The organism is Candidatus Thioglobus autotrophicus (genome assembly GCF_001293165.1).
Classification (GTDB): Bacteria; Pseudomonadota; Gammaproteobacteria; order PS1; family Pseudothioglobaceae; genus Thioglobus_A; species Thioglobus_A autotrophicus.
The window spans coordinates 661977-681423 of sequence record NZ_CP010552.1; the positions used below are offsets into that span (position 1 = coordinate 661977).

The following is a 19447-nucleotide window of genomic DNA, read 5'->3' on the forward strand; positions in this document are numbered from 1 at the left end:
AGCTGTTTTAGGTTATAATTATGAGGTTTTTTTGATTTTTTATTTTGTAAATTTATACCTATGAAAACCCCATTATTACACTTGCCAAAAGCTCACGGTCTTTACTCACCTAACAATGAAAAGGAGAACTGTGGCGTTGGCTTTATTGCCCATGTTAAGGGTCAGCCTTCACACCAGATTACGCTAGATGCACTAGAAATGCTCAGCAGAATGGATCACCGTGGTGGTTGTGGTTGTGAAGCAAATACAGGCGATGGCGCGGGTATCTTAACTAACATCCCACATGATTTCTTTACGGCCGAAATCCAAACTTTATTTGGCCAGACTGTTGCACAAGGTGACTATGGCGTGGGTAACATATTTTTGCCACAAGATAGCACACAACGCGCTCATTGCATGAGCCTAATGGAAGCTGCTATTAGCAATGAAGGACAAGTATTTATTGGCTGGAGAGATGTACCTGTTGATACTCAAAAGGCTGATGTTGGCGATATTGCTCGAGAGTCTCAACCGATTATTAAACAATTGATTATTGGTAAAGCCAAAGGTATCGATACCAAAGCCTTTGAGCGTGCTTTATTTATTATTAGAAAACAAACATCGCATACCATTCGTACTGACGAGACACTGACTGAAGCCATGCTGTTTTATGTATGTAGCTTATCAACTAGTATTATTATCTATAAAGGTATGTTAATGGGTTCGCAGGTTCTGGATTTTTATTCAGATTTATCGAATCCTGAATATTCAACTTATCTGGCCATGGTGCATTCAAGATTCTCAACCAATACTTTCCCATCGTGGGATCGCGCACAACCGTGTCGCTACATGTCTCATAATGGTGAAATCAACACACGCCAAGGAAATTTCAACTGGATGCGTGCTCGTGAAGGCACACTTGAGAGTGAATTTTTTGCAGATAATTTAGAAAAAACACTACCTGTTATTGAAACAGAAGTGTCTGATTCGGGTAGTTTTGATAACGTCTTAGAATTTTTAATGATGAATGGGCGCACTTTGCAAGAAGCGGTGCTAATGATGGTGCCTGAAGCTTGGCAAAATGACGCTAACATGAGTGATGAAAAGAAGGCGTTTTACGAATATTTCTCCAACGTTATGGAGCCGTGGGATGGTCCTGCTTCAATCGCCTTTACTGATGGTCATCAAATTGGTGCGGTATTGGATCGTAATGGCCTGCGCCCTTCACGCTACTACCTAACCCATGATGATCGTGTCATTATGGCATCAGAAGTGGGCGTGGTTGATGTAGCAACAGACAATGTCAAAACCAAAGGCAGATTGCGCCCGGGTAAAATGTTCTTGGTTGATTTTGACAAAGGTGTGCTGATTGATGATGAAGCCATTAAGGCCGACTTTGCTGCTAAAAACCCCTACCGAGAATGGCTCAACGCTCAACAAATTCACTTGTCAGACTTAGGCTGTGAAAAAGAGGCTCATGGATTTCATCCCGATTCTTTAATTCACCGTCTACAAGCATTTGGCTATAGCACTGAAACCTTGCAATTTATGCTATTGCCACTGGTCAATGAACTGCGCGATCCAGTTGGCTCCATGGGTAACGACTCAGCGCTTGCTTGCTTATCTGACCAGTCACGTATTATCTATGATTACTTTAAGCAATTATTTGCTCAAGTAACTAACCCAGCTATTGATTCCATTCGTGAAGAGGTTGTAATGTCACTGCGCTGCTCCATTGGACCTGAAGGCAATCTTTTAGCCAACAATCCAAAAAATGCGCACCGTTTAGTGGTAGACCACCCCATCCTTACCAATGAAGAAACAGCAGCACTTAGACATTGCAATCATTTAGGTTGGACCAGTAAAACTATTGATATTACTTACGATATTAACAGTGGCAAGAAAATCTCCACATTGCTTGATGAGATCTGTGCCAAAGGCTCGAAAGCTATTAAAGACGGACATAGTTTAATTATCCTATCAGATCGCAATATTGGCAGTAATCGCGTCGCCATTTCGAGTCTTTTAGCCTCTTCAGCGCTTCATCGTCATCTAGTCTCTAGCTCTGAGCGTACTCAAGTAGGAATCATTGTAGAAACGGGCGAAGCTCGTGAAGTGCATCATTTTTGTCTAATGACTGGTTTTGGTGCAGATGCAATCAATCCATATCTAGCTTTTGAAGCGCTTTGGCAAGCACGTCGTGACAACATGATCGATGCTGATAGTGACGACGCTATCATTGCCTCATATCGCAAAGGTGTTGCCAAAGGCATGCTAAAAGTCATGGCTAAAATGGGTATCTCTACTTTAGAGTCTTACAAAGGGGCGCAAATTTTTGAAGCAGTGGGTTTGGCACCTGAAATCATGGATAAGTGTTTCTTTGAAACCGCATCACGTATCGATGGTGTCGGTTTTGACATTCTGCAAGCAGAGGGTGAAAAACGCCATCAGCACGCTTATAAAGCTATTTCTTTGGATAACAAAGGCCAATATCACTGGCGTAGTGGCGGTGAACAACATATGTGGGATCCAAAAACCATCTCTAATTTACAGCTAGCTGCTCGAAATAATGACGAGTCAGCTTATTGGGCTTTTGCCAAACACGCCAATGAAGAAGGTACGCGCAATTCAACTCTGCGTGGACTCATGTCATTTAAGCAAGGAAAATCAATTTCTATTGATGAGGTTGAGCCTGCTCAAGAAATTGTCAAACGCTTTGCCACAGGAGCGATGAGCTTTGGCTCAATTTCTGCTGAATCTCATGAATCGCTTGCGATTGCCATGAATCGCTTAGGGGGTAAATCCAATACTGGTGAGGGTGGTGAAGACGCAAAACGTTGGACGCCTGATGCCAATGGTGATTCGCGCCGTAGCGCCATCAAACAAGTTGCTTCAGGGCGTTTTGGTGTCACCATTGATTATCTAAATAATGCAGACGAAATCCAAATTAAAGTCTCGCAAGGTGCTAAACCTGGTGAGGGTGGTGAGCTACCTGGATCAAAAGTAGACGAAGGTATTGCTGCTATTCGTCACTCAACACCAGGTGTGGGTTTAATCTCCCCGCCACCGCATCACGATATTTACTCTATTGAAGATCTATCGCAATTAATCTTTGATCTTAAACGTTCTAATCCAGAGGCGCGTATTAGTGTGAAGCTGGTGGCAGAAGTGGGCGTAGGTACGATTGCAGCTGGCGTGACTAAAGCAAAATCTGACCACATTGTGATTGCTGGCCATGATGGCGGTACTGGTGCATCACCGCTAACGAGTATTAAGCATGCGGGCTTGCCATGGGAATTAGGCCTAGCAGAAACTCACCAAACTCTAGTCATGAATGATCTTCGCTCGCGCGTGGTGATTCAAACAGACGGCCAACTGAAAACAGGTCGTGACGTAGCCATCGGTGTATTATTGGGCGCAGAAGAGTTTGGCTTTTCAACCGCGCCACTGATTACTATGGGTTGTATTATGATGCGTAAATGCCATCTTAATACTTGTCCAGTAGGCATTGCAACACAAGACAAAGCATTGCGCAAGAAATTTACTGGCAAGCCAGAACATGTTGTGAACTACCTCTTTATGGTGGCACAAGAGCTACGCCTTATTATGGCTGATCTTGGCTTTAAAACCGTCAATGAGATGATTGGTCGCGTAGATATGTTGGAGATGAATCAAGCAATCGAGCACTGGAAACAAGGCACGATTAATTTAGATGCCTTATTAACGCCGGCACAAAAGCCGCATGCGAATACCAGTACCTACCAAACTGAAGTTCAAGATCACCAATTAGAACTACATCTTGATAACACACTATTTGAACAATCTAAAGCAGTGATTGATGGTACTAAGGCCGTGAAAATTACCAGCAAAATTACCAACGTCGATCGTGCTGTTGGCGCTATGTTATCGTCACGCTTAGTAAAAGCTCGTGGTGGAAACACACTAGCAGATGACAGCGTACAGGTTAAGTTTACTGGCTCTGCTGGTCAATCACTTGGTGCATTCACTGCTAAAGGTATCACGCTTGAAGTAGAGGGTGATGCCAATGATTATGTCGGTAAAGGCTTGTCAGGCGGTAAAGTTATTGTTTATCCTCCTAAAAATTCAACCTTTAACGCTGAAGATGAAATCATTGCCGGTAATGTATGTGGCTACGGCGCAACAGGCGGTGAAATCTACTTATCAGGCTGTGTATCAGAACGTTTCTGTGTGCGTAACTCAGGTGTAACAGCCGTGGTTGAAGGTATTGGTGATCATGGTTGTGAATATATGACTGGTGGGCGTGTGGCTATTTTAGGAGAAGTTGGTCGTAATTTTGGTGCAGGTATGAGTGGCGGTATTGCTTATGTTTACAATCCACACGATACTTTCAAAGATATGGTCAACCCGATCATGATCGACCTAGATTCAATGGATGCTGAAGCTCAAACCGAGCTAAAAAGCTTTATCTCTAATCATGCTCAATACACGGGCTCAAAAGTAGCCCAACGTATTCTTGATCATTGGGATGAGGAGATTCAGCATTTCATTAAAGTTATGCCTAAGGACTACAAACGAGTGCTGGCTGAAAATGCTGAGAAATAGCTAAAACAAAAAAGGGCTACTAGATAAGTAGCCCTTTTTTATTGTTAAAATTTTTACTAAATCGGTATCGTGTCAATCACATCAGCCGCTTCATCAATAGCCTCGTCAATACTCTCACCCACCACTGGGATAATAGAAATCACCGCGCCACCGACGCGCATAGGCACAGTAACGACTTTGGTTAGTACGCAGCTTGATAGCATCAGAGCTGATAACAATAAAGCGAATGTTTTAAATAGCATTACTTTCTATCCAGAATTGTAAAATGATAAGTATGCTGATTTTTTTCATCTGGCTGATGCGACTCTCTAAAACTTTCCACAAAATTACTACGATCAAACTTAGGGAAATAGGCGTCGCCCTGATAAGAGCCTGCGATTTGAGTAATATACAAACGATCAACACTCGGCAACATCTGCTCATAAAAAGAAGCGCCGCCCATAATCATCACTTCCTCATCACCTTTGGCCAGATCAAGTGCGCGCTCAATACTATCTACCACTTCACACCCCTCAGCACTAAAACCAGCATTGCGACTAACAATGACATTGCGACGATTAGGCAAGGCAAAGCCAATGGATTCATAAGTTTTACGCCCCATAAGTACGGTTTTACCGGTGGTGGTTTTTTTAAAATAACCTAAATCAGCTGGCAAATGCCAGGGCAAGGCATTATCCTTACCAATCAACTGATTATCATCCATTGCCACAATAATTGATAAGCGCATGAAAAAGCCTTAAATAACGTAAAATAACCTCTATTTTACAAACACCGGAAACACTCGTGGCATTAATTCTCGCTTCATCTTCTCCTTTTCGTCAAACACTACTTAATAAGCTAGGTCTTGAATTTTCAGTCGTGTCTCCCAATGTAGATGAATCCAGAAAACCAGAGGAGACACCAGAGCAATTAGTTTATCGATTGGCACAGGACAAGGCTCGCGAAGTGGCTAAATCTCATGACGGGCTCATTATTGCCTCTGATCAAGTGGCCACGTTGCCCGGTGCCTTGGCGACAGATGAGAAAATACTGGGTAAGCCCCATACCCATGAAAATGCCATTAAACAGTTAAGTTCTTGTTCTGGTAATATCGTGACTTTTAGAACTAGTTTATGTCTTTTAAATACAAATAGCGGAAATATACAAACCCTTGTTGAAAACTTTAAAGTTGTTTTTAAAGATTTAAGCAGTGCACAAATCGACAATTATCTTAAAAAAGAACAGCCTTATAATTGTGCGGGCAGCTTCAAATCAGAGGGCTTGGGTATTGGTTTGTTTAGTCGTCTAGAGGGCAACGATCCCAATACTTTAATTGGTCTGCCGCTCATTCAGCTCATTAAATTCTTGGAAAATGAAGGCATCGATATTCTTAGCTCAAAAGCCTAGCATCAATGCCCTACTTATATCCTAATAATGCCAGCCCTTTAAATTCTGGCCTGAAAACCTATTGGGGCTCTTTGTATGGCAGTGCCGATGCGCTGGCTTTAATCGAGTATGCTCAGCAACAGTCTCAGGTTGTCTTGCTTATCGCCAATGATATTGCTCACCTTGACACACTATACCAATCTCTAAATTTTTACAATGATACGTTGAAGATTCTCAAATTTGATAACTGGGAAGTATTGCCGTATGATCAATTTTCACCACATCCAGATATCACCTCAAACCGTCTTGCTACTCTATCTAAACTTAGGCAACTAAAACACGGCATTGTGCTCACCACATTGGAGACTCTATTTTCCCATTTGTGTCCAATTGAGTTTAGTGAAAAGTACAGCTTCGATCTGAAAATAGGTGACAACATAGATCCTGTTTCACTCAGCGAAAAACTGCTAAAAATTGGCTATAACCGTGTCACAACTGTGATGGAACATGGTGAATTTAATATTCGTGGCTCATTAATTGACTTGTACCCAATGGGCGCAAGCAAACCTTATCGACTCGATCTATTTGACCAAGAAGTAGAAACCATACGCACCTTTGACACCTCAACCCAGCGTAGTGAATCACAGGTGGACGCAATTGCACTATTGCCAGCAAGAGAATTTGCCACGGATGAATCAAGTATTGAATTATTCAAGCACAACTACAATCAAGCTTTTAGTAAACAAGGCTTTATCTATACCGAAATTAGCGAAGGTCGACTGCCTGGCGGAATTGAGTTTTATTTACCGCTATTTTTTAATGCCACCAATACACTGTTTGACTATCTACCCAGCACGCTCACCATTGCCACCACTGCTGGATTTTCGACATTGGTAGATCAGACTTTTGCTGATATCCAATCCCGATTTGATCATGCCAAACAAGATTTAGATCGTCCTCCTCTAGCTATTAATCGTGTATTTTTAAGTAAAGAGCGTCTATTTTCTGCCATCAAGCAACACCCACAACTGATTATCAGCCCTTCAAAACTCGAAGACAAGGCTGGGAATCTGAATTTTTCCTCAAAACTTTTACCGCCACTACGCATTGACCCGCAGGCTAAAAATCCGCTGGCCAAATTAGCTAGCTTTACAGCACGCTTTAAACAAAAAATACTCATCGTTTGCGAATCTCAAGGTAGGCAAAGTGTCTTAGAAGAGTTGCTAAAAAATCATCATCTTGAGGCGCACCAAACCCAAGACTGGCAACATTTTTTAGCCAGTGATGAATTACTTAATATTACCCATCAAGCACTTTCTCAAGGGTTGTTAAGTCCTGAACTGGCCGTCATTACCGAGGACAATTTATTTGGCCAAGAAGTAGTACAACAACAACGCAGGCGCCGTGCTAAACATAAAGATTTTGACGAGGCAATTAAAAGTCTAGTCGAGATTAAAACGGGCGACCCAATCGTGCATGAAAACTACGGGGTGGGACGTTATTTAGGCTTAAAAACACAAACTTATGACGGTCAATCTCAAGATTTTTTACAACTTGAGTACGCTGGCGGTGCCAAGCTGATGGTGCCCATGACCTCACTAAATCTTATTTCCCGTTATTCCGGCGCATCGCCAGAAAGCGCACCCTTGCACAAACTCGGCACGCCGCAATGGAGCAAGGCCAAACAAAAAGCCGGCGAAGCCTTGCACGATGTGGCCGCCGAATTGCTAGAGATTTATGCTAAACGTGAGTCACAAACTGGCTTTGCTTTTCCAGAGCCAAATGATGCTTATTCTTCTTTTGTATCGAGTTTTGCTTTTGAAGAAACGCCTGACCAACTTAAAACTATGGGCGAGGTTTTGGCAGATATGCGCTCACACAAGCCGATGGATCGTTTGGTATGTGGCGATGTAGGCTTTGGCAAAACAGAAATTGCCATGCGCGCTGCATTCTTAGCTGTGGAAGCCGGTAAGCAAGTAGCCATTCTTGTGCCCACCACATTACTAGCCAATCAACACTATCAATCATTTGTTGATCGATTTAGCGACTACCCAGTAGAAATTGCCGCACTCTCACGCTTTCAAACGCCAAAAGAGCAAAAACTCATTATTGAAAAGCTCAACACGGGTCAAGTGGATATTGTCATTGGCACCCATAAGATTATCCAAGGCAGTATTAAATACAAAGATCTTGGACTGATCATTATCGATGAAGAGCATCGCTTTGGTGTTAAGCAAAAAGAAGCTTTGAAGAAACTTCGTGGACAGAGTGATATCCTCACCATGACGGCCACACCGATTCCGCGTACTTTAAATATGGCACTTGGTTCACTCAGAGAATTATCCATTATTGCTACGCCGCCTGCCAAGCGTAGTGCTATTCAAACCTTTGTGCAAGAGTGGCAGGATGATAATATCAAAGAAGCTATCAGCCGTGAGTTGCACCGTGGTGGGCAAATTTTTGTTTTACATAATGATATTGACTCGATTGACAACATGGCGCAAAGTTTGTCAGAACTCATGCCAAATGTACACGTTCGAATCGCCCATGGGCAAATGCCAACGCGTGAACTTGAGCACATCATGAGTGATTTTTATCATGCGCGTTTCCAAATTTTGGTGTGTACCACCATCATTGAAACCGGTATTGATATCCCTAATGCCAATACCATCATCATTAATAATGCCCAAAATTTTGGCCTCGCACAATTGCACCAATTGCGCGGGCGTGTGGGACGCTCACATCACAGGGCCTATGCCTACTTGATTATTAAATCGCATCAATCACTCTCTAAAGATGCCAAAAAACGCCTTGCTGCCATTGAATCTTTAGAAGAGCTGGGCGCTGGGTTTATGCTTGCTAATCATGATTTGGAGATTCGTGGCGCAGGCGATTTGCTCGGCGACAATCAATCAGGGAAAATTAGCGAAATTGGTTTTAATCTTTACCACGATTTACTCAAGCGTACGATTGAGGCAATGCGTGCAGGGCGAAAGATTAACCTGGATGATCCGATTAATCATGAAATCCAAATAGACTGTGGATTGCCTTCCATTATTCCTCAGAGTTATCTGGAAGATGTGCATGAACGCTTAGTTTTATATAAGCGCATCGCCGGTTGTAAGACTAATAACGAACTAAAAGAATTACAAATTGAGATGATTGATCGTTTTGGATTATTGCCAGACTCTACCAAGCATTTATTTGCCAATACACGACTCAAACTTTTTTGCGAAAAAATCGGAATTGATGAAATTAATCTTTATGATGACAAGGCCATCATCACTTTTGGTACTAAAAACACCATAGAGCCAATCAAAATCATTCAATTGATCCAAAAACAGCCTAAAAATTACCAACTCAAGGGTCAAAACCAGTTAATTGTGAAAGAAAGCATGCCTGAAGATATCAGGCGTATCGAGCTAGTAGAAAATTTGTTAAAAAAGCTAAATTAGCTTGTTTTTTATCAATTGCGGGGTGAAAAATTTAAATATTAGGTAGATAAATACAATGCCACCCAAGATATCACTCATTAAGTAGGTTTGGATAAATAACGAGGGATCGGGGATAATTTTGCCATTCATTGGATAAACAAACACCTTAGCCACTGTTGCTACAAGCGAGGCCAAAATCACCAAAAACATGACATGCGCGTAGTTAATCTTGCCAGAATCAAAGAAATCTGACAAATGAAAAAATCGCATCATTAAAATTGAGGCAATCGGTGCGACACTATCAATCAGCTTTCCTAAGTAGCTATAGATATGTATTGCTTCCCAAACGCCGCCTTTACTGATAAAAGTGGCTAGAAAATAGCCCACCACCACGCCTGGTAAAGATTTAAAACCAAATAACAAAGGCGCAAGTATAGCCGCGCCCATTGGCAGCCAAATATAATTACCGATGGAAATATCCACGTGATCAAAAGGCACAATGATTAATCTGGAGATGAGCACCGCCACAAAGGCAATTAGGTTGTAAGTGAGAAATTGCTTCATTGTTTAATTAAAAATGTTGATATTCTACTTACCACATAAACAAACACCAAACCACCCAGCATATCTCCTATCAGATAAGTTGAGAAAAATATAGCAGGATCTGGAGCAATTGGTAACACACTCATATAGATAAAAAATTTAGATAAGGTATTAATGAAAGCGGTGAGGATAATCAGAAAAACAACGTGGTGAAAATTCAGCTTTTGGCCATCAAAGAATTTTGATAGATTGAATAGTCTCATCATTAACATGGCAACTATTGGCGCCAAAGAGCCAACTACCACATGACCTGTAAACCCTGGAAAACCTAAGCCAGACCAACTGTCCCAAAAGAAATATCCGAACAAAGTGTTGGCGATTGCTATCCCGGGCAGAACGCCAAAACCAAACAACAGGTAAGAAAAAATACTCGCACCTATCGGTAAAAATAGCAAATTGCCACTGGCAAAGCTGTCATTCGCCAAACCCTCTACCATTAATAAAGAGGTAAGAGACAAGGTAAGGGCGACTAGATTGTACTTAAAAATTAACACACATGGAACCTAAGGATAATATGGCTCAAATTATACTAGAAAATTAGATTGATTTTTGTGGGAAAAACCCTTTAAGTATTGGCACTATAACATGCAAAGTTAAGTAAATAACCACCAGGCCACCCAGAGCGTCACCCGTAATATAATGGGTGATAAAGGTCACAGCGTTAATATTGAGGGTGAGATCTTGTGTATAAGCAAAAAACTTTAATAAAGCGCTAATCACTGATGTAAATGCAATTAAGAACAGCACATGTCGAAAATCAACTTGGCCTAAATTGGAAAAATTACTCACCCGAGTTTGTTTCATGATACACATAGCCACAATTGGAGCAATTGCACCCGCACAAGCTGACAGCATGCCAATGAAGAAGTGGCCATTCCAAGAATTCATTAAAACAACGCCGCCAACAAAACAAGCGGCGATAACACCTGGAAATACACGATAGCCAAATAGCAAATACATCAATATTTTTGCACCGAGTGGTAAATACAAATAATGACTCAATACAATTTCACCACTGTTTTCAAACGTACCAGCCCACGTCATCACATACGCCATTGAAAAAACACTCATAAAGGCTATGAGGTTTTCAATAAAGTAGTTTTGAAATTTTTCAGTCATGGTGAGAATGATACCTGTTTAACGCCAATTTTACAATTTTGGGAAATGGCATTCTCACCAAAGAAGTGTAGATTACTTATTGTAAGTTAGGATCATTGAGCGCTTATCAAGGCTAGATTGTGTCGCAGTAATAATATTTTCACTCAGTAAAACACCCACAGCTCTCTTGATTGTAGAGAGTGAATACTTAAAAAAGTATGCGTCTTTGGTAATTCTAGTGATGTTAGCATCCTTAGAATGCACCACAAACTCTAATACGGATTTTTCTACTTCTGACAATTTGTCAAAACCCATTTCACGCTCGTAAGTATCTAGTGAACGTCTTAATTCAAATAATTTTTCTAATGCTTTCATTTTTTTTCCACCTCTCCTCAAAGGATCTAATAACAAAGGGTATTATAACCTATTATTTTTTTCGTATAACCTATTATTTTACTATGTTATTAAAACTGGCTAAATTCCTTATGGTAACAGCACTTCACCATAATTATCCTGATAAAGTTTCTCGATATCTGCCAAGGTAAAGGTGTGATTTTGAGTACCAAGGTGTGCAACCTTGATCGCGCCCAAAAGCCCTGCCAACTGTCCGGTGGCTTTCCAGCTTAGGTCATTCATAATACCGTATAACAAACCAGCTCGATAGGCATCGCCACAGCCCGTTGGATCTTGAGTAGCAGCCGCTTTAGCAGGTGCGATTTGTGTGAGCTTATTATTGGCGTGAATCTCGCTACCCTGGCTACCTTTGGTGATAATCAAAGCTTCTACTTTTGCAGCAATGGCGCTCAAACTAAGCCCGGTTTTATCTTGCAACATCTGCGATTCATAATCATTAACTGCCACATAAGTTGCTTGCTCAATAAATTTAATCAGCTCTTCACCGGAGAACATTGGCATGCCTTGGCCTGGATCAAAAATAAAAGGCACTTGTGCCTCTGCAAATTGTTGGGCATGTTCGATCATACCGTCACGCCCATCTGGAGAAACAATACCAATATCTGCCACACTCACATCACTGACTTTATTCTCATGCGAATTGCTCATGGCGCCCGGGTGAAAGGCGGTAATTTGATTATCATCCATATCCGTTGTGATAAAAGCTTGGCCAGTATAACTACCCTCAATCACTTTCATATGTGTGGTGTTCATATGGTGTTTTTCCATCCAATTCATATAAGGGGTGAAATCTTCACCCACCGTTGCCATAGGAATAGAATTAGCACCGAGTAAATGTAAGTTGTAGGCAATATTGCCACCACAACCACCAAACTCTTTGCGCATGGTAGGCACTAAAAACGAGACGTTCAGCATATGCACCTTATCCGGCAGAATATGATTTTTAAATTGATCGTGAAAGACCATGATTGAATCAAAGGCGTATGACCCACAAATAAGTGCTGTTTTTTCCATGTTTTTATTTCCTTTTTTTTATTTCTCAGTAGGATTTAACCTGTTATTTTTTTATCTTAACGCTTCTGGCACTGGAAAGTGTACGTTTTCTTGTGCGCCACTGACTTCTTGCAATTCATCTGCACCGTGATCATATAAATAGTTAACCACTTCTTGCACTAACACCTCTGGCGCCGAAGCACCCGCTGTTACCCCTACAATATTGGCATTTTTTATCCAATCTTTCTCAATTTCATTCGCCCCATCAATCAGATGAGCAGGGATACTCATTTTATCGGCAATCTCACGCAATCGATTTGAATTAGAAGAATTGCTAGATCCCAATACCAACAAGACGTCGGCTGAACGCATTAAGGATTTAACCGCATCTTGCCTGTTTTGCGTTGCATAGCAAATATCATCCTTTTTAGGGGCACGAATATGAGGGAATTTACCCTTTAGGTGGTCAACAATATGCTGGGTATCATCCACCGATAAAGTGGTTTGCGTCGTATAAGAAATATCGCTATTTTTTGCAATCGTTAATTGATCAATATCAGCTGTATTTTCCACCAAAGCCACTTGCTGACCTGCGCTTGATTGACCTAAAGTTCCCTCCACTTCAGGATGGCCTTTATGTCCAATTAAGATAACTTGATGATTTTGTTTTTGTTTGCGCGCTACCTCTTTGTGCACCTTGGTGACTAGAGGGCAAGTAGCGTCATAAATAGTTGCCTCAATATTCTGGGCTTGCATGCGTACCATCTGAGAGACCCCATGCGCACTAAAAATAACCACCTGCTGTTCAGGCACTTCACTAATCTCTTTAACAAAAATAGCGCCCTTGGCTTTGAGATCATTAACGACGAATTTATTATGCACAACTTCATTGCGCACATATACTGGCTTGCCATGCAGGCTCAATGCTCGTTCCACAATTTCAATAGCGCGATCCACGCCCGCGCAAAATCCACGTGGATTAGCTAACAGGATTTTCACGAGGCTATATCAAGAATTTTGACCTGGAACGACACATCGGCGCCTGCAAGTGGATGATTAAAATTAACTCGCACTTGCCCATCTTCAATTTGATCAATACAGCCAACATAAGCATCGCCTGCAGGCGTTTGGAATTCAACTGCTGCATCTAGCTCAAAATTAAAATCTGACGGGAAATCGTCACGCGACATAAACTGGAAAGCTTCATCATAACGCTCACCAAATGCCTCAGAAGCGCTAAGCAAAAAAGTTTGTAATTCGCCCAATTTGGCATCAAGCACACATTTTTCTAGACAAGGATCAAGCTGCCCATCACCCACCTCGAATACTAAAGGCTCATCCCAAGCCTCATCGACCAAAGCGCCATTTGCATGACTGAGTTTGTAGTGAATGGTGTAATTAGCCATTATTAAACGTCATGGCGCTTAATAGAGTGTGTACTTGTTGGCGTAATTCATGGCGATGAACAATGAGATCAATAGCGCCTTTTTCTAATAAAAATTCACTGCGCTGAAAACCCTCAGGAAGCTCTTCGCGCACAGTTTGCTCCACCACTCTAGGGCCAGCAAAACCAATTAAAGCATTCGGTTCAGCAATATGGACATCGCCCAACATCGCAAAACTGGCTGAAACGCCGCCCATAGTTGGGTCAGTTAAGATGGAAATAAAGGGTACTTTTTGGTCATTTAATAGCTTAACCATCAAAGAAGTTTTGCTCATTTGCATTAGCGAGAACAAACCCTCTTGCATGCGTGCACCACCAGAGGCAGAAAAACAAATTAAAGGTGCTTTGGTTTTAATACTTTCTTGAGCGGCGCGCACAAACTTCTCACCCACCACAGAGCCCATTGAACCGCCCATAAATTTAAACTCAAAGGCAGCGACAACAACAGGCAGGCCATTTAAAGTGCCTTTTTTAACTACTAAAGCGTCTTTTTCATTGGTAGCCTTTTGCGCTTGCAAGTAACGATCTTTGTATTTTTTCTGATCTTTAAACTTTAATGGATCAACAGCAACTAAATTAGGCGCGATTTCTTCTTGACCTTTTTTATCCAAAAAGCTCTCAAGTCGAACTCGAGCCGAGATACGCATATGGTAGTCACATTTTGGGCAAACATAGGTCGCTTCTTTTAGCTCTTCAACGTAAAGCGTTGCCTCACATTTTGGACACTTACTCCACAAACCTTCTGGAATATTCTTTTTAACAACATTAGTGATTGAGGGTAAGATTTTTTCTAGCCAGCTCATGTCTAAATCCTTGTTCTAATTATTTAATGGCACAGGAAATTTCATTTGCTAAATTTCCAACACTTTCTAACATTTTAGCCTTATCGTCTGCATATTGTTCAACAAATGCAACCAATGACGATCCAACAATTACCGCATCGGCATTTTCAGAAATAGCTTTGGCCGTTTTCGCATCTTTAATACCAAAACCTACGCCCACAGGTAAATTAATATATTGTCTAATTCTAGAGAGGTTATTTTTAACCACGTCAATATCCAAATGCCCAGCGCCTGTTACGCCTTTGAGCGATACAAAATACACAAAACCAGAAGCGATTGTTGCTAAAAATTCAATGCGTGCATCGGTTGTGGTTGGTGCTACCAAGAAAATAAAATCAACACCTGTCGCATCAAGACTCTGCTTAAGATCGTGCGCCTCTTCCGGCGGCATATCCACCACCAGCACGCCATCTACACCACTTGCGCTTGCATCCGTGGCAAATGCTTGATAGCCACTTTTTTCTGCGTTGCTGTGCGCAGCATAGACTTCAATTGGATTAAGATAGCCCATCAACACCACCGCTGTGGTGTTATCAACAGCTCTAAATTTTTTAACCAATGCCAATACATCCCTTAAGCTAACTCCTGCTGCAACCGCACGTTCATGCGATTTGGCAATCATCGGCCCATCTGCCATGGGATCAGAAAACGGCACACCAAGTTCAATAACATTAGCGCCGTTGGCCACCAAAGTCAACATTAGCTCATAGGTATTATCCAGGCCACTATCCCCTGCGGTAATAAAAGGAATAAAAGCTTTATGACCTTGAGGTAGATTGGCAAATACTGAGGCTAATCTTGACATGATTATTTGGCACTAAATTCGTGCACGGCGTCAACAAGAACTTTCATATTTTCCGGATCAACATCTGGCGTAATACCGTGACCTAGATTAAAAATATGGCCTGTATCTCCTTTAAATTGGTCTAACACTTTTTTCACTTCTGCTCTAATAATCTCAGGTGTTGCGTACATAACAGCCGGATCCAAGTTACCCTGAATAGCCACCTTATCGCCAATTTGGCGCTCAACATCACCCAACTCTACTGTCCAGTCAATGCCAACACCATCACAACCTGTCGCTGAAATTTCGCCTAAGTGTTTGCCGCCATTTTTACTAAACAAAGTGATTGGCGTATTAGGATGTTTGGCCTTAACACCGCTCACAATTTTTTGCATATAGTCCAACGAAAAGTCTAGATAATTTTGCTTGGATAAAACCCCGCCCCAAGTGTCAAACACCATTAGGCTATCGGCGCCACTTTGTACTTGCTGATCCAGATAAGCAATCACGCTGTTGGCGAGTTTATCCAGCAATAAATGCAGCATTTGTGGCTCGTTAAAAAGCATGGCCTTAATCTTGGCAAAAGTCTTACTACTACCGCCTTCAATCATATAAGTGGCCAAAGTCCAAGGACTACCACTAAAGCCAATGAGTGGCGCGCGCGTGCCCAAAGCAGACTTGATAGTGGAAACGCCGTCAAATACATAAGTCAGATCGTTGTTAACTTCTGCAGGAATAGCCTCAATATCCGCCAAAGTTTGAATTGGTCGTTCGAATTTTGGCCCTTCACCCTCACTAAAATACAACCCCAATCCCATGGCATCAGGAATGGTGAGAATATCTGAAAATAAAATAGCAGCGTCCAAATCAAAACGATCAATCGGCTGCATCGTTACTTCACAGGCAAGCTCTGGATTCTTACACAGACTCATAAAATCACCGGCTTGTTTACGCGTTGCTCGATACTCGGGCAAATAACGCCCTGCTTGACGCATAACCCAAATCGGCGTGCGTGTTGTAGGCTTTTTTAATAAGGCGTTTATATAATCAAATGACATAGAATTAAGGATAAAAATTGAATGCCATAATTATAACGATATTTAGCTTTACATCCTATTCAATCGGGCATAAAAAAAGCCACATAAATGTGGCTTTTTGTTTAAATCTGTTAGGATTATCGCTTGAATGCACCAAAACGTGATTTAAACTTCTCGACACGACCAGCACTGTCCATAATTTTTTGCTTACCTGTGTAAAAAGGATGACAGCTTGAACATACATCTAGGTGTAATTCTTCTTTGCCTACCGTTGAGCGAGTATCGAATGTATTACCGCATGAGCAAACTACTTTAACGGCGTCGTAATTAGGATGAATATCTGTTTTCATGTTTGTATGTAAGTTTAAATCTCAAAAGAGAGCAAATTATATACTATTTGCATCTATAGCGCTTTATTTTTTATCAGTTTGTTTTTATTTCTTTCGAAGACGCGCCGCATTGCCAATCACGATGAGTGAACTAATTGGCATAGCAATAGCGGCAAACAGCGGTGTGACCTTGGCCATCATCGCCAATGGCACCATTAGTGCGTTATATAATAAAGCAAAAGTAATATTTTGTTTAATGGTTCGACTGGTGCGTTGAGCCAGGGTAATCATGGCCAAAATTGGCGATAAAGTTGATTTTAACAACACCACGTCAGCATGATTAACTGACACGTCACTACCTGAGCCAATCGCCATACTGGTATCAGCCTGCACTAACGCCGGTGCATCATTCACCCCATCGCCAATCATTAATACCTGATGTTGTTGTTGTAATTGCTTAATATAGCTTGCCTTATCCTCGGGTAATGCTTGCGCCACCACATGCTTAATCCCTAAATAATCAGCCACTTTTTGTGTCACTACTTGGCTATCACCACTCAGAATACTAACTTGTTTTCCGGTGGCTAACAGTTGGGCAATCGTCGCTTTGGCATCTGCTTTAATCTGATCAGATAAGGCTACAAACCCCAGCACCTGGTCTTGAGTCGAACACCAAATACAACTAGAGCCTTGCAACTCAATTTGTTGAGAATTTTTTAGCATGTCAGCGTCCACCTGTTGGCTGCTGTCCACAAACGACAATTTGCCGATTTTATAAGCAACTCCATCAATACTGGCACTAACACCTTGGCCCGGCGTGGATTGAAAGTCGTTCGTTGTTAACAATGCCTGTTGGTTTTCAACGACGATGGCTTGCGCCAAAGGGTGCTCTGAATATTTTTCAATGCTGGCCATAATTTGCATTAAATCAGATTTTTTAGCCTGCTGTTGAGCGGGAGAATAGACAACCTGTTCAACCTTAAACTCGCCCAACGTTAGTGTCCCGGTTTTATCAAAAACAACCCAATCAACCTGATTTAGCACCTCTAACGTATCGCTATTTTTAATCAGCATTTTTTCTTTAATAGCCGCACCGCTCGCCACCGCAATACTCATTGGCGTGGCCAATCCAAAAGCACAAGGGCAGGTAATAATCAGCACGCTAGTCGCGCTTAATAAGGCTAAGTCAAAGTCTTCTGGATACCAATAAACAAAAGTGGCAAGCGCGAGAAATATAGTCACGCCAACAAAATACGGAATAATTCGATCGATACTACAAACCACAGCACTTTTATTATGTTGAGTGTTTTCAACCAAACTCACAATCTTACCCAGCACAGATTGTTTGAGTGTTTGGCTCACCACAATCTCTAAAGCGCCTTGGCCATTCACCGAACCGGCAAATACTTCATCACCTATCTTTTTAGCCACAGGCCTAGATTCGCCACTGAGTAGCGATTCATCGGTATCGCTTGCGCCTGAGCGTACATAGCCATCAACTGGAATGCGCTCACCCGGTCTAATTAACACCTGGTCATTAATATTAATCGCGGCAATTGGAGTGATAATTTCGTCTTTATCTTTAATCACTAACGCGACTTTTGGTTGTAATTGTTGCAGTGAGCTAGACGCTGAAATAGAGGATTTTTTGGCTGAACTTTCTAGGTAGCGTCCAATCAAAATGACGAAAATAAAATTCACCACCGTATCAAAATACACCTCGCCTTTAGCAGAGAAGCCGAGCAGTACATAGACCGAGTAAAAATACGTCGTCAATGCGCCAATGCTAATCGGCACATCCATATTCATCAGGCCGTTTCTAAGCCCAGTATAAGCACTTTTTAAAAATCCAGAGCCTGAGTAAAACAGCGTAGGTGTCGCCAAGGCAAATCCTAACCACTGAAAATACTGATGATACTTACCTTCGCTAGCGCCGGTATACAGGGCAATAGAAATCCACAATAAATTCATCATGGTAAAGGCGGCAAATCCAATCTTATATAGCATGGCTTTGTTCGATCTATTGGCGAGCTGCTCCGCTATATTTTGCTCAAATGGCATGGCACTATAGCCCAAATCTGCCAAACGTTGCATAATCTGAGACAGCTGAATATCGCCCTCATTCCAACTAAGTCGAATGCGTTTGTCGGTTAAATTGGCGCGCACCCAGTTCACACCCGTCAAAGAGTTAAGGGCTTTTTCAATCAGCCATACACACGCCGCGCAGTGAATGGTGTCGCTAATTAAGGTGATAATTTTTTCACCCTCGGGTGCAGATTCTAAAAAAGGCTGCTGAAAAGCTGGCGCGTCATAAAACTCAAGCGGATACTCGAGTGTCACCGCAGGTAACATCGAACTAGTTTGCTGAGAATAAAACGCACCTAAGCCACTTTGATGAATTATTTGACACACACTGGCGCACCCAGCACAACAAAAATCTTGGGGCGCCTGCTCAATATTTGCCTGAATGCGGTTATGGCTAGTGACTTCCAGTCCGCAATGAAAACACGTGTTACTCATACGACGCAATTTTATTGTATT

General features: G+C 41.8%; 17 protein-coding genes. 3 read left to right on the forward strand and 14 right to left on the reverse strand.

Annotation, left to right across the window (positions count from 1 at the left end):
• The first annotated feature begins 60 nt into the window (after positions 1 to 60).
• Positions 61 to 4563: a glutamate synthase large subunit gene (gltB, locus tag SP60_RS03590; protein WP_053951320.1), complete on the forward strand. Its 4503-nt coding sequence runs from the start codon at positions 61 to 63 to the stop codon at positions 4561 to 4563.
• Positions 4564 to 4619: 56 nt separating this feature from the next.
• Here gltB and SP60_RS03595 read toward each other — a convergent pair whose 3' ends face one another.
• Positions 4620 to 4805: a DUF6726 family protein gene (locus SP60_RS03595; protein ID WP_053951321.1), complete on the reverse strand. Its 186-nt coding sequence runs from the start codon at positions 4803 to 4805 to the stop codon at positions 4620 to 4622.
• The gene (gene folA, locus SP60_RS03600; RefSeq protein ID WP_053951322.1) at positions 4805 to 5290 is read right to left on the reverse strand and encodes a type 3 dihydrofolate reductase; all 486 of its coding nucleotides are present in this window, start codon (positions 5288 to 5290) and stop codon (positions 4805 to 4807) included. The genes SP60_RS03595 and folA overlap by 1 nt, the downstream gene beginning before the upstream one ends.
• 56 nt (positions 5291 to 5346) lie before the next feature.
• Here folA and SP60_RS03605 point away from each other — a divergent pair, with 56 nt between their 5' ends.
• Together SP60_RS03605 and mfd are read left to right on the forward strand one after the other, a co-directional pair.
• Positions 5347 to 5949 carry a Maf family protein gene (locus SP60_RS03605; protein ID WP_053951323.1) on the forward strand — a complete coding sequence of 201 codons (603 nt, stop codon included), beginning with the start codon at positions 5347 to 5349 and terminating at the stop codon, positions 5947 to 5949.
• A 5-nt stretch (positions 5950 to 5954) separates the two neighbouring features.
• Complete coding sequence (gene mfd / locus SP60_RS03610; protein ID WP_053951324.1) at positions 5955 to 9383, forward strand: transcription-repair coupling factor; 3429 nt, start codon at positions 5955 to 5957, stop codon at positions 9381 to 9383.
• On the opposite strand, the gene SP60_RS03615 is transcribed toward mfd, so the two are convergent.
• The 12 genes from SP60_RS03615 to SP60_RS03670 all read right to left on the reverse strand — a co-directional run bounded on the left by SP60_RS03615 (position 9375) and on the right by SP60_RS03670 (position 19426).
• On the reverse strand, positions 9375 to 9926 hold the full coding sequence (locus SP60_RS03615; protein WP_053951325.1) for an MASE1 domain-containing protein: 552 nt from the start codon (positions 9924 to 9926) through the stop codon (positions 9375 to 9377). The genes mfd and SP60_RS03615 overlap by 9 nt on opposite strands.
• Entirely contained in the window at positions 9923 to 10459 is a 537-nt protein-coding gene (locus SP60_RS03620) for a hypothetical protein (protein WP_144418584.1), read from the reverse strand. Before SP60_RS03620 ends, SP60_RS03615 begins: the two co-directional genes overlap by 4 nt.
• Before the next feature lie 43 nt (positions 10460 to 10502).
• Positions 10503 to 11084, reverse strand: coding sequence for an MASE1 domain-containing protein (locus SP60_RS03625; protein WP_053951327.1), 582 nt, complete (start codon positions 11082 to 11084; stop codon positions 10503 to 10505).
• Positions 11085 to 11156: 72 nt separating this feature from the next.
• Positions 11157 to 11438, reverse strand: a complete 282-nt coding sequence (locus SP60_RS03630; protein ID WP_053951328.1) for a hypothetical protein — start codon at positions 11436 to 11438, stop codon at positions 11157 to 11159.
• Positions 11439 to 11546: 108 nt separating this feature from the next.
• Entirely contained in the window at positions 11547 to 12491 is a 945-nt protein-coding gene (locus SP60_RS03635; RefSeq protein WP_053951329.1) for a carbohydrate kinase family protein, read from the reverse strand.
• 51 nt (positions 12492 to 12542) lie between these two features.
• Entirely contained in the window at positions 12543 to 13469 is a 927-nt protein-coding gene (gene ispH, locus SP60_RS03640) for a 4-hydroxy-3-methylbut-2-enyl diphosphate reductase (protein WP_053951330.1), read from the reverse strand.
• A complete protein-coding gene (locus tag SP60_RS03645) occupies positions 13466 to 13876 on the reverse strand; it encodes an FKBP-type peptidyl-prolyl cis-trans isomerase (protein WP_053951331.1) in 411 nt (136 codons plus the stop codon). Before SP60_RS03645 ends, ispH begins: the two co-directional genes overlap by 4 nt.
• Positions 13869 to 14717 carry an acetyl-CoA carboxylase, carboxyltransferase subunit beta gene (gene accD / locus SP60_RS03650; RefSeq protein WP_053951332.1) on the reverse strand — a complete coding sequence of 283 codons (849 nt, stop codon included), beginning with the start codon at positions 14715 to 14717 and terminating at the stop codon, positions 13869 to 13871. Before accD ends, SP60_RS03645 begins: the two co-directional genes overlap by 8 nt.
• Before the next feature lie 19 nt (positions 14718 to 14736).
• Positions 14737 to 15561 (reverse strand): tryptophan synthase subunit alpha, encoded by an 825-nt coding sequence (gene trpA / locus SP60_RS03655; RefSeq protein WP_053951333.1) that lies wholly within the window; start codon positions 15559 to 15561, stop codon positions 14737 to 14739.
• A gap of 2 nt (positions 15562 to 15563) precedes the next feature.
• On the reverse strand, positions 15564 to 16598 hold the full coding sequence (gene hemE / locus SP60_RS03660; protein ID WP_053951334.1) for a uroporphyrinogen decarboxylase: 1035 nt from the start codon (positions 16596 to 16598) through the stop codon (positions 15564 to 15566).
• Between the two features lie 116 nt (positions 16599 to 16714).
• Complete coding sequence (gene rpmE / locus SP60_RS03665) at positions 16715 to 16927, reverse strand: 50S ribosomal protein L31 (RefSeq protein WP_053951335.1); 213 nt, start codon at positions 16925 to 16927, stop codon at positions 16715 to 16717.
• A gap of 84 nt (positions 16928 to 17011) precedes the next feature.
• Positions 17012 to 19426, reverse strand: a complete 2415-nt coding sequence (locus SP60_RS03670; protein WP_053951336.1) for a heavy metal translocating P-type ATPase — start codon at positions 19424 to 19426, stop codon at positions 17012 to 17014.
• Positions 19427 to 19447 lie beyond the last annotated feature (21 nt).